Annotated in this window: 12 protein-coding genes; 8 read left to right on the forward strand and 4 right to left on the reverse strand. The window is 73.4% G+C overall.

From position 1 onward, the window contains the following. The first annotated feature begins 67 nt into the window (after window positions 1-67). Window positions 68-856 carry an aminoglycoside phosphotransferase family protein gene (locus AB0F58_RS17535; RefSeq protein ID WP_357143515.1) on the forward strand — a complete coding sequence of 263 codons (789 nt, stop codon included), beginning with the start codon at window positions 68-70 and terminating at the stop codon, window positions 854-856. A 107-nt stretch (window positions 857-963) separates the two neighbouring features. Here AB0F58_RS17535 and AB0F58_RS17540 read toward each other — a convergent pair whose 3' ends face one another. Beyond that, the gene (locus AB0F58_RS17540; RefSeq protein ID WP_357143517.1) at window positions 964-1,680 is read right to left on the reverse strand and encodes a hypothetical protein; all 717 of its coding nucleotides are present in this window, start codon (window positions 1,678-1,680) and stop codon (window positions 964-966) included. Between the two features lie 237 nt (window positions 1,681-1,917). Between AB0F58_RS17540 and AB0F58_RS17545 the strand changes: the two genes are divergently transcribed. The 4 genes from AB0F58_RS17545 (at window position 1,918) to ffh (ending at window position 7,889) form a co-directional block, all read left to right on the forward strand. Continuing rightward, on the forward strand, window positions 1,918-3,288 hold the full coding sequence (locus AB0F58_RS17545) for an ammonium transporter (RefSeq protein ID WP_357143519.1): 1,371 nt from the start codon (window positions 1,918-1,920) through the stop codon (window positions 3,286-3,288). Between the two features lie 25 nt (window positions 3,289-3,313). Next, complete coding sequence (locus tag AB0F58_RS17550) at window positions 3,314-3,652, forward strand: P-II family nitrogen regulator (RefSeq protein ID WP_172900363.1); 339 nt, start codon at window positions 3,314-3,316, stop codon at window positions 3,650-3,652. 88 nt (window positions 3,653-3,740) lie between these two features. Beyond that, a complete protein-coding gene (locus AB0F58_RS17555) occupies window positions 3,741-6,110 on the forward strand; it encodes a [protein-PII] uridylyltransferase (RefSeq protein WP_357143797.1) in 2,370 nt (789 codons plus the stop codon). Between the two features lie 216 nt (window positions 6,111-6,326). Further along, complete coding sequence (gene ffh / locus AB0F58_RS17560) at window positions 6,327-7,889, forward strand: signal recognition particle protein (RefSeq protein ID WP_357143521.1); 1,563 nt, start codon at window positions 6,327-6,329, stop codon at window positions 7,887-7,889. 68 nt (window positions 7,890-7,957) lie between these two features. Here the strand turns inward: ffh and AB0F58_RS17565 are convergent, their stop codons facing one another. Beyond that, the gene (locus AB0F58_RS17565; protein WP_357143523.1) at window positions 7,958-11,503 is read right to left on the reverse strand and encodes a S8 family serine peptidase; all 3,546 of its coding nucleotides are present in this window, start codon (window positions 11,501-11,503) and stop codon (window positions 7,958-7,960) included. 354 nt (window positions 11,504-11,857) lie between these two features. Between AB0F58_RS17565 and AB0F58_RS17570 the strand changes: the two genes are divergently transcribed. Continuing rightward, window positions 11,858-12,937, forward strand: coding sequence for an amidohydrolase family protein (locus tag AB0F58_RS17570; protein ID WP_357143525.1), 1,080 nt, complete (start codon window positions 11,858-11,860; stop codon window positions 12,935-12,937). Window positions 12,938-13,131: 194 nt separating this feature from the next. Here AB0F58_RS17570 and AB0F58_RS17575 read toward each other — a convergent pair whose 3' ends face one another. After that, entirely contained in the window at window positions 13,132-13,782 is a 651-nt protein-coding gene (locus AB0F58_RS17575) for a TetR family transcriptional regulator (RefSeq protein WP_357143528.1), read from the reverse strand. 78 nt (window positions 13,783-13,860) lie between these two features. Then, the gene (locus AB0F58_RS17580; protein ID WP_357143530.1) at window positions 13,861-15,036 is read right to left on the reverse strand and encodes a PP2C family protein-serine/threonine phosphatase; all 1,176 of its coding nucleotides are present in this window, start codon (window positions 15,034-15,036) and stop codon (window positions 13,861-13,863) included. Window positions 15,037-15,231: 195 nt separating this feature from the next. Between AB0F58_RS17580 and proS the strand changes: the two genes are divergently transcribed. Both proS and AB0F58_RS17590 read left to right on the forward strand, forming a co-directional pair. Next, window positions 15,232-16,638 (forward strand): proline--tRNA ligase, encoded by a 1,407-nt coding sequence (gene proS / locus AB0F58_RS17585; protein ID WP_357143532.1) that lies wholly within the window; start codon window positions 15,232-15,234, stop codon window positions 16,636-16,638. Window positions 16,639-16,715: 77 nt separating this feature from the next. Next, window positions 16,716-17,366: a DUF402 domain-containing protein gene (locus tag AB0F58_RS17590; RefSeq protein ID WP_357143799.1), complete on the forward strand. Its 651-nt coding sequence runs from the start codon at window positions 16,716-16,718 to the stop codon at window positions 17,364-17,366. The last annotated feature ends 3 nt before the right edge of the window (window positions 17,367-17,369 follow it).

Below are 17,369 nucleotides of genomic sequence, written 5' to 3' on the forward strand. Positions count from 1 at the left end.
CGACGAACACCCCTCCACCGGAGGGCGTGAGCACCACCAGCCGGCACCGGGCCTCGGGAGACCGTACGTGACCGCACAGGAGATCCCGCTGCACGGCGGGAACGTCAGCACCGTCGTCCGGGTGGGCGACACCGTCCGGCGCAACGCCGGACCGTGGACCCCGGCGGTGCACGCCCTCCTGCGCCACCTGGAGTACGTCGGCTTCACCGGCGCACCCCGGGCGTACGGGATGGACGAGCGCAACCGGGAGGTCCTGTCGTACCTGGAGGGGGAGTGCGGGGAGTACCCGCTCGCCCCGCACTGGGTCACCGACGAGGCGTTGGTGACCGTGGCGACCATGCTGCGGATGTTCCACGACGCCCAGTACGGCTTCGTCCCGCCGCCCGGCGCGGTGTGGCGCTCGTTCGGCCCGCCCCCGCCGGACACCGAGGTCATCTGCCACCACGACGCCGCCCCGCACAACGTGATCTGGCGGCCGGACGGCACCCTCGGGCTGATCGACTTCGACCTCGCCTCGCCCGGTGCGCGGATCTACGACGTCGCGTACGCGGCCTGGACCTGGGTGCCGATCTTCTCCGACCGGGACTCCTACACCCTCGGCTGGAAGCGCCCGGACCGGCCGCGCCGGCTGCGCCTCTTCGCCGACGCTTACGGGCTGATCCCCCGGGACCGGCACCGGCTGATCCGCACCGTCCGCAAGCGGATCGTCGACCACGTCGAGGGCATCCGCCGGATGGCCGCCGCCGGGGACCCGGCGTTCGTCCGGATCGTGCACAAGGGTCACCTCCGTCGCCCGATGCGCGACCTGCGGCTGCTCGACTACGAACGGCACGCCCTGGAGTGGGCGCTGCGCTAGTGTCCTGAGTCGGCGGTTTCCTGTCGGTCCGGTGTCAGGCGCGCAACGGCACGGCGAAGCCGGTCGGCGGCGGCGGCGACCGGGGAACGGATCGAGGACTCCGGACGCTAGCGCGCGGCCCGCTTGCCGCGGAGCCGGTCGCGCCATTCGAGCAGCATCGTCAGGTGGTGCTGTCCGATGTTCTCGTCCTCGGGGTAGACGGTGACCCGCTCGGCGGCGAGTTCCTTCTCCACGTAGCGGAGGGCCCGTTCGACGTCGCCGTGCCGCTCCAGCGCGTAGGCCAGGCCCACCCAGGCTCCCCGCAGTTCCTTCTCCGGGGGACGCTCCAGAGCCTCCAGGTCGGCGAGGACATCGGTGAACACCTGCACCGCCTCGGCGGTCGCCCCGCTGTCCCTCAGGTAGTAGCCGACGAAGTGCCGCGTGCTGAGCGTGTCGCGATGGAACGGGCCGAGCACCCGGGCCCGGTCATCGGCGAGACGCCGTGTCTCGGCGATCACCATGGGCCAGTCGAGAGTCTTCGAGGCGAGGGAGATCATTTCCCAGCGGGCGGCCAGGGTGTCGGGGTGGTCCGCGCCGAGTGCCGCCGTCCGGTCGGCGACCTCCGTCCGGGCGAGGCGGATCGCGGCGGCCCGGTCGCCCTCCTCCTGTAGCCAGAACCGCAGCTTCCTCCGGGCCTCCACGGTGCCGGGGTGCCAGGGGCCGAGGGTGCGGGTCAGCAGTTCGATGCCCCGTTCAGCCTTGTCGCCGGCCATCGACCTCGGCCGCGTCCAGGGCCTGAACGCCCGCAGCACCCGCCGACGCCGCACCCACGACCTCATTCCCATCTATGCAGTCTAGAGCGCGGCCTGCGGCGGACCCCGCCGTCGCCCCGGCTCGCGCTGGTCCACCGGACACGCCTGGGCGCGGGCTTCTTCACACGTCCGAAACAACCCGTGACGGACCGGAAACCGGGCTGGGACCAAAGGTGAAACAGCCGGGGCGGAGTCTTTCGCGCATCCGGCGTACGGGCGACGCTGCCCCGGAAGCCGTGAAGGAGGGAACCTCACCTTTAGGAGGCCAGCGTGCCTGAAGCACCGACGATCGATACCGGCAACACCGCGTGGTTGCTGATATCGAGTGCGATCGTGCTGCTCATGACGCCGGGTCTGGCGCTGTTCTACGGCGGTCTGAACCGGTCCAAGGGCGTGCTCAACATGATCATGATGAGCTTCTCGGCCATGGGACTCGTCAGTGTCCTCTGGCTTTTCTACGGCTTCAGCATGGCCTTCGGTACCGACCAGGGCGGCGTCATCGGTGACGTCGGTCAGTACCTCGGCACCAAGACGTTCATGGCCGAGACCGACCTCTGGGGCGAGACCGGCATCCCGCTCTACGTCTTCATGGCCTTCCAGATGATGTTCGCCATCATCACGGTCGCCCTGATCAGCGGGGCCATCTCCGACCGGGCCAAGTTCTCCGGCTGGCTGCTCTTCGCCTTCGGCTGGGCCACCCTGGTCTACTTCCCGGTCGCGCACTGGGTCTGGGGCGGCGGCTTCATCGGGGCCAAGCTCGGCGCGCTGGACTTCGCCGGTGGCACGGCGGTGCACATCAACGCCGGTGCCGCCGCGCTCGCCCTGGTGCTGGTGCTCGGCCGGCGGCTCGGCTGGCCCAAGGAGGCCATGAAGCCGCACAACGTCCCGATGGTGGCGCTCGGCACCGGTCTGCTCTGGTTCGGCTGGTTCGGCTTCAACGCCGGTTCCGAGCTGACCGCCGACGCGACCACCGCGATCGCCTTCCTCAACACCCAGGTCTGCACCGCCGCCGCCGTCCTCGGCTGGCTGGTGGTGGAGAAGATCCGCGACGGTCGGCCCACCCTGGTCGGCGCCTCCTCCGGCGCCATCGCCGGCCTGGTCGCCATCACCCCGGCCTGCGCCTTCGTCGCCCCGTGGGCGGCGGTCCTGCTCGGCGTCGTCGCCGGTGCGGTCTGCGCCCTCGCCGTCGGCCTGAAGTACCGGCTCGGCTACGACGACTCCCTCGACGTGGTCGGCGTGCACTTCGTCGGCGGCTGGATCGGCTGCCTCTGGATCGGCCTCTTCGGCACCAGCTCGGTCAGCTCGCTCGTCGCCGACGAGGGCCTCTTCTACGGCGGCGGGGTCACCCAGCTCGGCGTACAGGCCCTCAGTGCCCTGATCGTCACGGTCTACTCCTTCGCGGTCGCCTTCGCACTCGGCTTCGTGATCCAGAAGACCATCGGCTTCCGGGTCTCGGCCGAGGACGAGGTCAACGGCATCGACATCACCGAGCACGCCGAGAGCGGCTACGACCTCTCGCCCTCGGGTGGCAGCGCCGGTGGCGCGTTCGCGATGGCCGGGATCGGCACCCCGACGGCGACGACGCCGCCGACGGTCGAGCCCGAGCGCACCACCGGAGTCAGCGAGAAGGTCGCCGGCTAACGTCTCTGCGATGGAAGGGTTGGACATGAAGCTGGTGACCGCGGTCATCAAGCCGTACCAGCTGGACGCGGTGAAGGAGGCCCTGCACGCCCTCGGCGTGGCCGGGCTGACCGTCAGCGAGGTCCAGGGCTACGGCCGGCAGAAGGGGCACACCGAGGTCTACCGGGGTGCCGAGTACACGGTGGAGTTCCTGCCCAAGATCCGGGTCGAGGTACTCACCGACGAGATCGACGTCGACAAGGTCGTGGACGCCATCGTCGGCGCCGCCCGGACCGGCAAGATCGGCGACGGCAAGGTCTGGGTGACCGCCGTCGAGGAGGTCGTCCGGGTCCGTACCGGCGAGCGCGGCCTCGACGCCCTCTGATCGCCGACCCACGATGACCCCGTCGACCGCCCCGGACCCGACCGCCACCTGTGGCGGCCCGGTTCAGGCGGCCGGCGGGGTCACCGGCATCGGCGCGACCGCCCGGCAGGACCGGGCCGAGCGCCACGACCGGTGGCTGCGTACCCTGCTGCCCGAACGGGCGGGCGTGGCGCTGGTCGCCGTCGGCGGCCTCGGCCGCCGGCAGTGCGCGCCCCACGGCGACCTGGATCTGGTGCTCGTGCACACCGGTGTGCCCGGCATCGACGACCTGGCCGCCTCCGTCTGGTACCCGATCTGGGACGCCCGGCTCCAACTGGACCACTCGGTACGCACCGTCGGCGAGGCGCTCTCGGTGGCCCTGGACGACGTCAAGGTCTCCCTCGGCCTGCTCGACGCCCGGTACGTCGCCGGGGACCGGGCCGTCGCCGAGGAACTGGTGCGCACCGCCGCCGACCAGTGGCGGCGCACCGCCGTCCGCCAGCTCCCCGCGCTGCGGGAGACCACCGAGAGTCGTTGGCGGACCCACGGCGAGCTGGCCTTCCTGCTGGAGGGGGACCTCAAGGAGGCGGCCGGCGGGCTGCGCGACGTGGGGATCCTGCGGGCCATCGCGACCGCCGGGCTCACCGACGCGTTGCGCCCGGCGGTCCGGGCCGCCCACCTGCGTCTGCTGGACACCCGCGACGCGCTGCACCAGCAGGTCGGCCGGCGGGTCGACCGGCTGCTCGCGCAGGAACGCGCGGGGGTCGCCGCCCTGCTCGGCCTGCGCCAGCCCTCGGCCGGCGGCTCCGCCGCGCCACCGGGAACCGGCGGCCCGCAGCTCCCGCCCGACGCCGCTCCGCAGCTCCCGCCCGGTGGCGGGTCGGAGCCGGGCGCCCGGCGACCGTCGGCCACCGTGCCGGAGCCGGGGAACGTCGTCGGCGACGGGGACGCCCTGCTGCGTCGGGTCGCCGGGGACGCCCGCACGGTCAGCCACGCGCTCGACGACGCCTGGCGGGCCGCCGACCGGCTACGCGCCCGGCGGCGACGGGGCGCCGACGGCCGGCTGGTGCGCCGACCGGTCGCCCGGGACGTGGTCGAACACGACGGGGAGCTGGTGCTCGCCCGTACCGCCATCGGGGCCCGCCCCGATCCGGCCCTCTCCCTCCGGGTCGCCGCCGCGGCGGCGACCACCCGGCTGCCCATCGCCCGCGCCACCTGCGAGTGGCTCGCGGCGTACTGTCCGCCGCTGCCCTCGCCCTGGCCGGCGGAGGCCCGCGCCGCGCTGGTCACCCTGCTCGGGGCCGGTCCGGGCCTGGTCGCCGCCTGGGAGACCTGCGACCGGTACGGACTGGTCGACGCCTGGCTACCCGAATGGCCCCGGCTGCGCAGCCTGCCGCAGCACAACCCGGTGCACCGGTACACCGTCGACCGGCACCTGGTGCAGGCCGCCGCCGAGGCGAGCCGGTTCGCCCGCGAGGTGGAGCGCCCCGACCTGCTGGTGCTCGGCGCCTTCCTGCACGACATCGGCAAGGGGCTGCCCGGCGACGGCACCGCCGGTGGGCACCCCGCCGTCGCCGACCACAGCGTGCTCGGCGCGCCACTGGCCGAGGCGGTGGCGACCCGGGTCGGGCTGCCCCCGGCCGAGGTGGCGCTGATCGGCACGCTGGTCCGGCTGCACCTGCTCCTGCCCGACGTGGCCACCCGGCGGGACCTGGACGACCCGGTGACCATCACCCGGGTCGCCGAGGCGGTCGGCGACCTGGCCACCCTCGACCTCCTGCATGCCCTGGTCCGGGCGGACGCGGCGGCCACCGGGCCGGCCGCCTGGTCGGACTGGAAAGGCCGACTCGTCGCCGACCTCGTCGGCCGGGTCCGCACCGCCCTGGACACCGGTGCCCTGCCCGCGCCACCCGAGCCGGACCCGGCGCTGCTGGCGGAGCCGCTGCCGGTCGTCCACCTGACCCCCGACACGGTGGCGGTGGCCGCGGCGGACCGGCGCGGCCTGCTCGCCACGGTGGCCGGCTGCCTGGCGCTGCACCGGCTGGAGGTGGTCGCCGCCGACGCCGCCACGGTCGACGGGCGGGCCCTGGTGACCTGCCGGGTCCAGCCCCGCTACGGCTTGCCGCCGGACCCGGTCGCGCTCGCCGCCGACCTGCGCCGCGCCCTGGCCGGCGACGTCTCGGTCATCCAGCGGCTGCGGGGCCGGGCCCTGGCCGCCCGGACCGACGGTGCCGCCCCCCGGGTGGTCTGGCACCGGGACGCCGCCACCGACGCCGTGGTGCTGGAGTTGCGGGCGGCCGACGCGGCCGGACTGCTCCACCGGGTGACCAGTGCGCTGGACGCGGCCGGCGTCGAGGTGCGGGCGGCCCGGATCTCCACCCTCGGCGGGGACGTGGTGGACGCGTTCTACCTGGTCGGCAGCGGCCCGGACGACGAGACCCGCGCCCGCCTCGAAACCACCGTGCTCGCCGCCGTCTGAACCGCCGCCCGGTGCTGGACGCGGGGGACGGGCGGTGGCAGGGCCCCGGTCACCGCGTTCCGACGAGGAAGGAGGCCCCTGCGACCACCCCGGCGCGGGCTGCCCCGGCCCGGCCGGGAGCGGGGGGTACGGGCGGCGGGCTACCCTGAACGGTGGCCGGCTCTTGTTCCCCGGTCGCGTTGTGCCCGCCGTAACACCGACAAACGGGATGTTCGCGTGTTTGACACCTTGAGTGACCGCCTCTCCGGGATCTTCACCAAGCTCCGCGGCAAGGGTCGGCTCACCGACGCCGACATCGACGCCACCGCGCGCGAGATCCGGCTGGCGCTGCTGGAGGCGGACGTCGCGCTGCCGGTGGTCAAGGGCTTCATCGCGAACGTCAAGGAGCGGGCGCGCGGCGTCGAGGTCTCCCAGGCGCTCAACCCGGCCCAGCAGATCGTCAAGATCGTCAACGAGGAGCTGGTCACCGTCCTCGGTGGCGAGGGGCGGCGGCTCCAGTTCGCCAAGCAGCCGCCGACGGTGATCATGCTGGCCGGCCTCCAGGGTTCCGGCAAGACCACCCTCGCCGGCAAGCTGGCCCGGTGGCTCAAGGCCCAGGGGCACCAGCCGCTGCTGGTCGCCGCCGACCTCCAGCGTCCCAACGCCGTGGGGCAGCTCCAGGTGCTCGGCGGCCGGGCCGGCGTCGAGGTGTACGCCCCGGAGCCCGGCAACGGCACCGGTGACCCGGTGCAGGTGGCGCGGGCCTCGATCGAGCACGCCCGGCGGGCCGCCCGGGACGTCGTCATCGTCGACACCGCCGGCCGGCTCGGCATCGACGCCGAGATGATGCAGCAGGCCGCCGACATCCGCGACGCCGTCGACCCCGACGAGGTCATCTTCGTCATCGACGCGATGGTCGGTCAGGACGCCGTCCGCACCGCCGAGGCGTTCCGGGACGGCGTCGGCATCACCGGTGTGGTGCTGTCGAAGCTCGACGGCGACGCCCGGGGTGGTGCCGCGCTGTCGGTCCGGCAGGTCACCGGGCAGCCGATCCTCTTCGCCTCCACCGGCGAGAAGTTGGAGGACTTCGACGTCTTCCACCCCGACCGGATGGCCAGCCGGATCCTCGGCATGGGCGACGTCCTCACTCTGATCGAGCAGGCCGAGCAGGCCTTCGACGCCGATCAGAAGGAGAAGATGACCGCCAAGCTGATGGGCGGCGAGCAGTTCACCCTGGAGGACTTCCTCGACCAGCTCATCGCGGTGCGCCGGATGGGCCCGATCGCCAACGTGCTGGCCATGATGCCCGGCATGGGGCAGATGAAGGACCAGCTCGCCGAGCTGGACGACAAGCACTTCGACCGGGTCACCGCGATCATCCGGTCGATGACCCCGGCCGAGCGCACCAACCCGAAGATCATCAACGGCTCCCGGCGGGCCCGGATCGCCAACGGTTCCGGGGTCACCGTCATGGACGTCAACCAGCTGCTCAACCGCTTCACCGACGCGCAGAAGATGATGAAGCAGATGGGCGGCATGATGGGGCTGCCCGGCGGGGGCCGGCGCAAGGCCACCAAGAGCCCGAAGAACAAGCGCAAGGGCACCAAGGGCGGCGGTCGGCCGCGTACCGGAGCGGGAGCCGGGGCCGGTGTGCCGGGCGGCTTCCCGGGCGGCATGCCGCAGCTCCCGCCGGGGATGAACCCGAACGACCTGGCCGCCGGGCAGGGACTCCCGCCGGGCTTCAAGCTGCCGAAGATCGATTTCAACAAGTTCGGCAAGGGCGGCGGCCAGCAGGGCTGACAGCCTGGTCCGCGTACGACGACGTGGGGCCCGGCCGGGAACGGCCGGGCCCCACGCGGTGCGCTCGGTCAGACGCCGAGGTCCGGGCGGTTGGTCACCCGGAGGGCGTTGACGATCGGCTGGCCGTAGCCGGCGTGCGTGACGAACCGGACGTTGAGCTGCCCGTCGGTCACCTGGACGGTGTACGTGCGGTTCAGCGCGGCGTAGCTGCCGACCTCACCGGCCACGTCGAGCGACGACAGCACCTCCTGGCCCTCCAGCAGCACGTCGAAGACGCGCCGGTCCGGCCGCTGCTGCTTGACCTCGGCGAAGTCGAGCTCGACGGTGTACCAGCCGTCGGCGAGCCCGTCGACCCGGTACTCGTACATCCCCTCGCGCTGGGTGGCGAAGCGGGCCGGGTCGTTCGTTCCGGTGATCGTCGTGGTGGTGGACCGGCGGCTCGAGGTGCCGAGGTAGCCGGCCTTGCCGGCGGAGTACGCCTGGTCCGGCGACCAGGTCTGCCCCTCGACGTCGGTCCGACCGGCGGTGCCGCCGGCGTCGATGGCCAACGCGTAGCTCGGCACGACCAGCGTCACCGGCAGCACGATCACCGGCTTCCGGCCGCTGGTCGAGCTGATCTTCACCTTCGCCTGGTGGTGGCTGCCGGGGGCCAGCCCGGTGGTGCGGATCGTCACGCCGACCGTGTGCCGGCCGCCGGCCGCCACCGTGGCGGTGGTGCCGGACAGCTCCAGCCAGCCGAGATCCGCCGGGAAGCCGTCGGCGTCCAGTTCGGTGACGGTGACGTCGGTGCCGAGCGCCCCGGTGTTGCTCAGGGCGATCGACCGGCCGCGGGTCTGCCCGGCCGGAGCGGTCACCGTGAGGCTGCCGGTGTTGGCGCCGATCCGGGCGGTGCGCAGCGCCGCCGACCGGGTCTCCAGCGCGCCGGCGGCCAGGGTGGTCGTGGCGGTGGCGGTCTCGTAGTTCGGCGCGGCAAGGCTCAACCGGACCGCGCCGGCGGGGGCCTGGATCAGGTACCGGCCGCTGGCGTCCGAGGTGTCGCTGACCGTGGCGTCGCCGACCGTGGCGGTGACCGTCGCCCCGGCCAGCGGCAGCCCGTCGTTGGCGTCGGTCAGCACGCCGGAGAGGACGCCGGTGCGGGTGGTGCGGAACGCGATGGCGGTGCCGTCGGCGACCGCCCCGGTGTTGAACGAGTACAGGAAGCCGGCGGTGCCGTTCTCGTTCTCCAGGCCGATGGTCGCCCCGGTGCCGGTCTCGTCGCCGGTGCCGTCGACGTCCTGGTACCGGTAGACGACCGAGCCGTCCTCGCCGATCGTGGCGCTGAACGTCACCCGCTGGGCGCGGTTGGCGTAGATCGCCACGTTGCGCCACTCCACCGTGAAGGTCCGGCGCGGGGCGCTGCCGCCGACCGTGGTGTAGATCCCCGAGTCGGCCTCGACGTAGAGGTCGTCCCAGAACGGGAAGAGGCCGAGGTTCGGGGTGGCTGCGGTCGGGATCGTGGTGTTGAGCCGGTTGGTGGTGGCGGCGCCGAAGCCCAGCACACCGTTGGTGCTGACCCAGGCGTCCTTGTACGACTTGCCGTACAGCGGCACCCGGAACGGCAGGGCGACGGCCACGGTCTTGTCGTCGCCGGTGATGTCCAGCAGGTTGGTGCCGGGGACGAACGAGCCACCGGCCGCGCCGCAGGCGTACCCGAAGGCGTCCACCCGGTCGGGCAGGGTGACGTCCAGGTCCGTGTCGCCGCTGACCGTCGCCGGCCGGGTGACCGCGTCCGCGCACCGGTACGCGTGCGTGAAGCGCACCTCGTAGCTGCCCTGCGGCACGGTGACCGAGTAGTTGCCCTGGGCGTCGGCGGTGGCGGTGAGCGGGGTGTCCAGCACGGAGACGGTCGCGCCGGCGGCCGGTCCGGCGGAGGTGCTCACCGTGCCGCTGAGCGTGGCGGAGGGCGCCTGCTCGACGACCAGGTCCTTGGTGACCGTCTGGTTCTCGGTGACCGTCAGCTGGCCGGTGGCGGTGACGTAGCCGAACTTGCTGACCGTGACGGTGTAGTCGCCGACCATCAGCCGGTCGAAGCCGTACGAGCCGTCGGCGGCGGTGGTGCCGGTGCGGGTCATCGGGCCGGTCACGGCAACGGTGGCCCCGGCGAGCGGCGCTCCGCCGGAGGTGACGTGGCCGTCCACGGTACCGAGCGCGCCGCGCGGGGTGGCGTCGACCGCCGCGTACGCGTCGAGCCGGCCCTCACCGAAGACGTTGTTCTTCTCGACGGTGCCGCCGCAGGTGAGGGCGTTCACGTCGATGGCGGTCTGGTCCAGGATGGCCCGGGTGGCCGCGACGTCGCCGTGGATGGCGGGGGAGGCCGACCACATCAGCGCCACCGTGGCGGCGGTGTGCGGCGAGGCCATCGAGGTGCCGCTGAACGAGCCGTAGCCGGTGCGGGTGGATGAGCGGACGTTCGACCCCGGGGCGGCGATGTTCGGCTTGATCTCGCCGTTCTCACCGGTGCCCCGGCTGGAGAAGCTGGCGATCGCGTTGTTCACGTCGAACGCGCCGGAGCTGTAGCTGATCGAGTACATGCCGGGGCTGCCCGAGGTGTTGCAGCCGGGTCCGCTGTTGCCGTTGGAGAACGCCGGGAAGATGCCGGCGGCCACCCACGCCGAGACGGTCTCGGCGTACCACGGGTCGTAGGTGGTGTTGCCCCACGAGTTGTTGATGACGTCCGGCGCGAGGTCCGGGCGGGGGTTCGCACCGTTGATGTCGGTGGGGGCCAGCATCCACTGCCCGGAGGCCAGCAGCGAGGTCCGGGAACAGGAGCCGGACTCGCAGCCCTTGGCGGCGATCCACTTCGCGTTCGGGGCCACGCCCACGACGTTCTCGCCGTCCAGGCCGACCATGCTGCCCATGGTGTGACTGCCGTGGTCGTTGTTGTCGCAGGGCTCGTCGGCGCTGCACGCGCCGGACGGGTCGTACCAGTTGTAGTCGTGGTCGTAGCTGCCGTCGGCCTGACGGCCCCGGTAGCTGGCGTTGAGGGCGGGGTGCAGGTAGTTGACGCCGGTGTCGATGCCACCGATGACGACGCCCTCGCCCCGGACACCCAGCTCGTTCCAGACCCGGGGAGCGTTGATCCGGTCGATGTTCCACTCGACGCCGTTCACCGTGGCGACGGTCTGGCCGGGGAGCGGCTCGGGGATGCTCACCGGGTCGTCGGCGACGATCTCGCGGACCTCACCCCGGGTGGCCAGTTCCTCGAGGAGCTTGGCGTCGCCGGTGACCTTGATGGTGTTGACCAGCCAGAAGGGCGTGAACTCGGCCCCCCGCTCGGTCAGCAGGCTACGGAGTCCGGCCTGGCTGCGCTCGGCGTGGGCGGTCTTGGCCCGCAGCACGGCGGCGCCCTTCTCCGCCTTGGTGCGCAGTCTCGCGCTGCTGGTCAGGTCGGCGCTGCTGTCGAGGAAGACCCAGAAGGACGACTTGCCGGTGCTGGCGAGCCGGCTGGTGACCTTCTTGTCCACCTTGGCGGCGACCGCCCGCGCGGCGGCGGCCTGGTCCGGCGCGGCCGAGGCGGGGTGCCCGACGGCGCCGACGGGGATGGTCAGGCCGACCGCGAGGCCGAGCGCTGCCACACGCCATCTTCGTGGTGACACGGTTGTGACGCTCCTTCGTGAGGCGAGCGGAAGAGCCCGGGTGCCCCGGACCCATCGGAGCATCTTGAGCCCGCCCGTTCCCGGCAGCAAGACAGGCGTAAATAAATAAATCTGTCAATCAACCGTTCGTGTTGCTCTACGTGTTGGTTCCGTTACAGGATCCGCAGGGGTTCGTGGGGCGCTCCGCACCATCGATCCTGACGGGTGTGTGCCGGCTCGTGTCGGACTCCGTCCGGCCGGACCGGCTGTCGCGTCCGGCCCGTCCCGGGCCGCGCGGACGCGTCGGGGAAGAATGGCCACCGACCGCCCGCTCCCGACTCACACGGAGGACGAATGGCCTGGCACGTACGCGGCGTGGTGCTCCCGGACGACGAGGAGCGCGACCTGTGGTTGGTGGGGGACCGGGTGACGTTCGAGCCGGTGGCCGGCGCGGAGACCATCGTCGACGGCGGGTGGATCCTGCCCGGCCTGGTCGACGCGCACTGCCACATCGGCATCGCCCGGGGTGGCGCGCCGGTCGGCTCGCTGGAGCAGGCGCGGGAACTGGCCATCGTCGACCGGGACGCCGGGGTGCTGGCCATCCGCGACGCCGGGTCGCCGTATCCGTACCCGGAACTCGACGACGACCCCGACCTGCCGCGGCTGGCCCGCGCCGGCCGGCACATCGCCCCACCCCGGCGCTACCTGCGCGACATCGGGGTGGAGGTGCCCGCGACCGAGGTCGCCGCGACCGTGGCCGCGCAGGCCCGTGCCGGCAACGGCTGGGTCAAGCTGGTCGGCGACTGGATCGACCGGGGTGTCGGGGACCTCGCGCCGGCCTGGGACGCGGCCACCATGACCGCGGCGGTCGAGGCCGCCCACGCCGCCGGGGTGCGCGCCGCGGTGCACACCTTCTCCGAGGAGGCCGTGGCGATCATGGTGCGGGCCGGGGTGGACTCGGTCGAGCACGGCACCGGCCTCAGCCTCGACCTGGTCGACGAGATGGCCCGCCGGGGGACCGCCCTGGTGCCCACCATGATCAACATCCAGACCTTCGGCCGGATCGCCGACCAGGCCCGGGAGAAGTTCCCCGGGTACGCCGACCACATGCTCGCCCTCCGGGACGGCTTCCCCGACGTGGTCCGGGCGGCCCACGAGGCAGGTGTGCCGATCTACGTCGGCACCGACGCGGGCGGCGGCATCGATCACGGGCTGGCCGCCGACGAGATGCTGCTGTTGCACGAGCGGGCCGGCATGACCCCGGCGGACGTGCTCGCCGCCGCCTCCTGGGGCGGACGCTCCTGGCTCGGCTTCGGCGGGCTCACCGAGGGCGGCCCCGCCGACCTGGTCGTCTACCCCGAGGACCCGCGCCGTGACCTGCGCGTCGTGCGGGCCCCCAGCCGGATCGTCCTGCGCGGTCGCCCGCTCGGCTGACGCGGCCCGCCGGCCGGGTGCCGACCCGGGCCACCGGTCGCCATCGACGGCAGCACGTCGGCCGGGGCCCGGGGCGCTCCGGGCGGGGTTGCCCGGCCGGCCAGAGGGGACGTCGTCGGCCCCGGGGCGCTCCGGCGGTCAGGACGTCGGCGGAGCGACCCGCCGGTCAGGACGTCAACGGAGCGGCCCGCCGGTCAGGACGTCGGCGGAGCGGCCCGCCGGGCCCGGCCGCCGGTGACGTCGTGACCGCCCGGTGGGGTGGTGGCGGAGAGCAGGTGCAGGGCCAGGTTCGTCAGGTGCTGCGCGGTCCGGTCGGGGGGCGCCTGCGGCAGCACGATGTGGCTGACCACCAGGCGGACGACCGCGTCGGCGGCGAAGGCCAGGGCCGCCGGGTCGGCCTCCGGCAGCCGGTGACCGGCCCACTCCAGCAGCGCACCCGTCGCCTCGTCCAGCACCAGCTCGGCGCGCGTGGTCAGGTAGGGCAGCAGCGCGTCGGAGCCACCCCGGGCACTGGTCAGGATCGCCTTGATCAACGGGTTGCCGGCCGCCTCGGTGAGCGTGTGCGCGATCGCCGCGTACGCCCCGGCCCGGACGTCGTCACCGTGGCGGCGCAGCACCGCCCGGACGTCCGCGACGAACCGGTCGACCTCCCGCCGGGCGAGCGCCTCGGCCAGCCCCGCCTTGTTGGCGAACTCGTTGTAGACGGTCTGCCGGCTGACCCCGGCCGCCCGTGCCACGCCGCCCATGCGGACGCCGTCCCACCCGACGGCGACGGCCTGCGCGCGGGCGGCGTCGACGATCGTGTCCCGCAGCCGCTGCCGCGCGGTGTCCCGGATCCCGTCCATCCGGCGGAAGTCTACGGTCGCGCACCGGCCGGGTCGTCGCCTTCGGGGGCGCGCCGGGGCGCGGGGTACGCGGCGGGGTCAGCCGAGCCAGCGGGCCATGAGCAGGGTGGCGTCGTCGGCCAGCTGGTCGTTCTGGTAATCGAGGATGGCGTGCACCAGCCGGCGGGTGGTCTCCGGCGCGGGCAGACCGTCGGCCAGGGCCCGGACGGCGAAGTCGACCAGCCGGTCCACCCCGAACGGCTCACCGTCGGGTGACCGTGCCTCGATGATCCCGTCGGTGTAGAGCAGCACGTCGTCCCCGGGTTGCAGGTCCTCCTCGATCACCCTCGGCGGACGCAGGTCGCCCAGGGTCATCGGCAGCGCGGTCGGCGTCGGCAGGACGCGTACCACCCGGCCGCCGCGCAACACCAGGCCGCTCGGATGCCCGGCCGAGATCACCCGCAGCCGCCCGGTGCCCTGGTCCAACTCGGCCAGGACCGCCGTGATCATCCCGGACCGGTCGTAGGACCGTACCGCCCGGTCGATGTGGTGGTACGTCTCGACCAGCGTCAGCGCGCCCCGCCGGGCGTTGCGGTACGCGGCCAGCGCGATCGAGGCGAGCACGGCCGCCCGCAGGCCGCCCTGCGTGCCGTGGCCGACCGCGTCGAAGAGCGCCAGATGGGCGAGGTCGCCGTTGACCGCGTAGTCGAAGGCGTCCCCACCCACCTCGTAGCAGGGCTCCAGCAGTCCGCTGATCACCAACCGTTCGGTGGCGAAGGTCAGCGGCGGCAGCTGGGCGCGCAGCAGCTCGGCGGGAAGCTGCATCGGCGCCCGCCGCCGGAGCAGCTCCAGGGTGTCGCCGTACAGACCCCGGGTGACCACCAGTTCGGCCATGAGGGTGGCGAAGACCCGCAGGTCGTCGTGGCGCTTCTCGTCGTAGCCGCCGCTACCGACCACCTCCAGCACCCCGAGTCGTTCGGCGCCGTCGAGCAGGGGTATCCAGAGCGACACCCCGTCCGGGCCGGGGACCTGGTGGTCGGCCAGCGTGCTGAACGTGCGTCCGGGGATCGTGCCGGCGATCGACACCGGTTGGCGGGCCGGGGGGAGCGTGCCGGTGAGCGGCACCAGCCACCGCTGTTGGTGGTCGACGAGGTAGAGCAGCACCGCGTCGGCGTCCAGCAGCGGCGCGACCCGCATCGCCAGCTCCGGCAGGTCCTCCGGGCGGGTGCGGTGCGACGCGTGCAGCACCCGGCGCAGGGTCTCGGCGAGGTCCACCGTCCGCCCTCTCCGTTCTCCGGGGCGTGCGTCCCGGGTCGCTCGGCCCGGACGTCGGGCGACCGGCAGTCCCCCTCCGGCGACCCCGGAACGGACGTCCTCATGATGGCAGAGCCGTCCGCCGGTCGCCCGGAGCACGGGACCCGCCGCGTCCGGTCGCGGCCACCGCCGACGGGGCGCATAGGATGTCCGGTCATGGCACGCGTGCTCACTCCCCGCGCGGAGGACTTCCCCCGCTGGTACCAGGACCTGATCGCCAAGGCGAAGCTCGCCGACAACGGGCCGGTGCGGGGCACCATGGTCATCCGACCGGCCGGCTACGCCATCTGGGAACGGATGCAGGCCGAGATGGACGCCCGGATCAAGGACGCCGGCGCGGAGAACGCGTACTTCCCGCTCTTCATCCCGGAGAGCTACCTCAAGCGGGAGGCCGAGCACGTCGAGGGCTTCTCGCCCGAGCTGGCGGTGGTCACCCACGGCGGCGGCAAGCAGCTCGCCGAGCCGGTGGTGGTGCGGCCCACCAGCGAGACGGTCATCGGCGAGTTCATGGCCAAGTGGGTGGACTCCTACCGGGACCTCCCGCTGCTGCTCAACCAGTGGGCCAACGTGGTCCGCTGGGAGCTGCGCCCCCGGATCTTCCTGCGCACCAGCGAGTTCCTCTGGCAGGAGGGGCACACCGCGCACGCGACCCGCTCCGACGCCCGCGCCTACGCCCGCCGGATCCTGCACGAGGCGTACGAGGACCTGATGGTCAACGTCCTGGCCATCCCGGTGCAGGTGGGTCTGAAGACCGCCCGGGAGCGGTTCGCCGGGGCGACCGCCACCTACACGCTCGAGGGCATGATGGGCGACGGCAAGGCCCTCCAGCTGGGCACCAGTCACGAGCTGGGGCAGAACTTCGCCAAGGCGTTCGACATCACCTACTCCTCCGCCGAGGGCGGCCGGGAGCACGCCTGGACGACCTCCTGGGGCACCTCGACCCGGATGCTCGGTGGCCTGATCATGTGCCACGGCGACGACAACGGCCTGCGGGTGCCGCCGAAGCTGGCGCCCATCCAGGCGTACGTGATGGTGGTCAAGGACGGCGAGGGCGTCGGCGAGGCGGCCGGCAAGCTCCGCGACGCGCTGCGCGACGCCGGGGTCCGGGTCACCCTCGACGACCGCGTCGACACCCCGTTCGGCCGCCGGGCCGTCGATGCCGAGCTGCGCGGCTATCCGGTACGCGTCGAGGTCGGCCCCCGCGACCTGGCGGCCGGCAACGCGGTGCTGGTCCGCCGGACGGACGGCTCGAAGACCCCGGTGCCGGTGGCCGACGTGGTCGACGCGGTGCTCGCCGCGCTCACCGCCGACCAGCAGTCGCTGTACGACCAGGCAGTCGCCCACCGCGAGTCCCGTACCCGGGAGGTGGCCACCCTGGCCGAGGCGATCGAGGCCGCCGCCACCGGCTGGGCCCGGGTGCCGTGGTCGGCGGTGGGTGCCGCGGGCGAGACCGAGGCCAACGCCCAGGGCGTGACGGTGCGCTGCCTGCTGCGGGCAGACGGTTCCGTGCCCGACTCGGAGGACGAGCCCGACCTGGTCGCCGTGCTGGCGCGGGCGTACTGACGGAGGCGGTTGCCGGGGACGCCGGCTACCGCCTCGTGCGGAGCAGGGTCCCCGGCGCCCTGATGGGGGAGGCGCGGGTGCGGTTCGAGCCGGGGCGGCTGATCGTGCACCGGAACGTGCGGCGGGGTCGGATCGGCTGGGTCCGGCCGGCCCGCGTGGTCAGTGACGACGAGCGCGGCCTGCTGCTCTGGATCGCCCGGGACACTCCGGTGGCCAGCGAGGTCGCCGCCGACGGGCGGGGCATGCGGACGATGCCGTTCGCCGAGTGGGTGACCTCCCCGTCGTACGGGCTGGCACAGAGCCGCTGGGACGGCCCGCCGCTGCTGAAGTTCCTACCCTCCGGGGCGGCCCACTCGGTCTGGTGGTTCGCCGACGACGAGGGGCGTTTCGCCAACTGGTACGTCAACCTGGAGGAACCGGGCGTCCGCTGGGACGACGGCGACCTCGCCGGGGTGGACATGGTCGACCAGGATCTCGACGTGGTCGTGCGGCCGGACCTGAGCTGGCGGTGGAAGGACGAGGAGGAGTTCGCCGAGCGGCTCGCCCTCGCCGAGCACTACTGGGTGGCCGACGAGGCCGCGGTCCGCGCCGAGGGGCGGCGGGTGATCGCGCTCGCCGAGGCGGGGACGTTCCCCTTCGACGGCACCTGGTGCGACTTCACCCCGGCGCCGGAGTGGCTCCCCCCGCCGGCCCTGCCACCGGGTTGGGACCGCCCGCCCGTCCGCTGACCC

This window comes from Micromonospora sp. NPDC023956, assembly GCF_040639195.1.
GTDB lineage: Bacteria > Actinomycetota > Actinomycetes > Mycobacteriales > Micromonosporaceae > Micromonospora.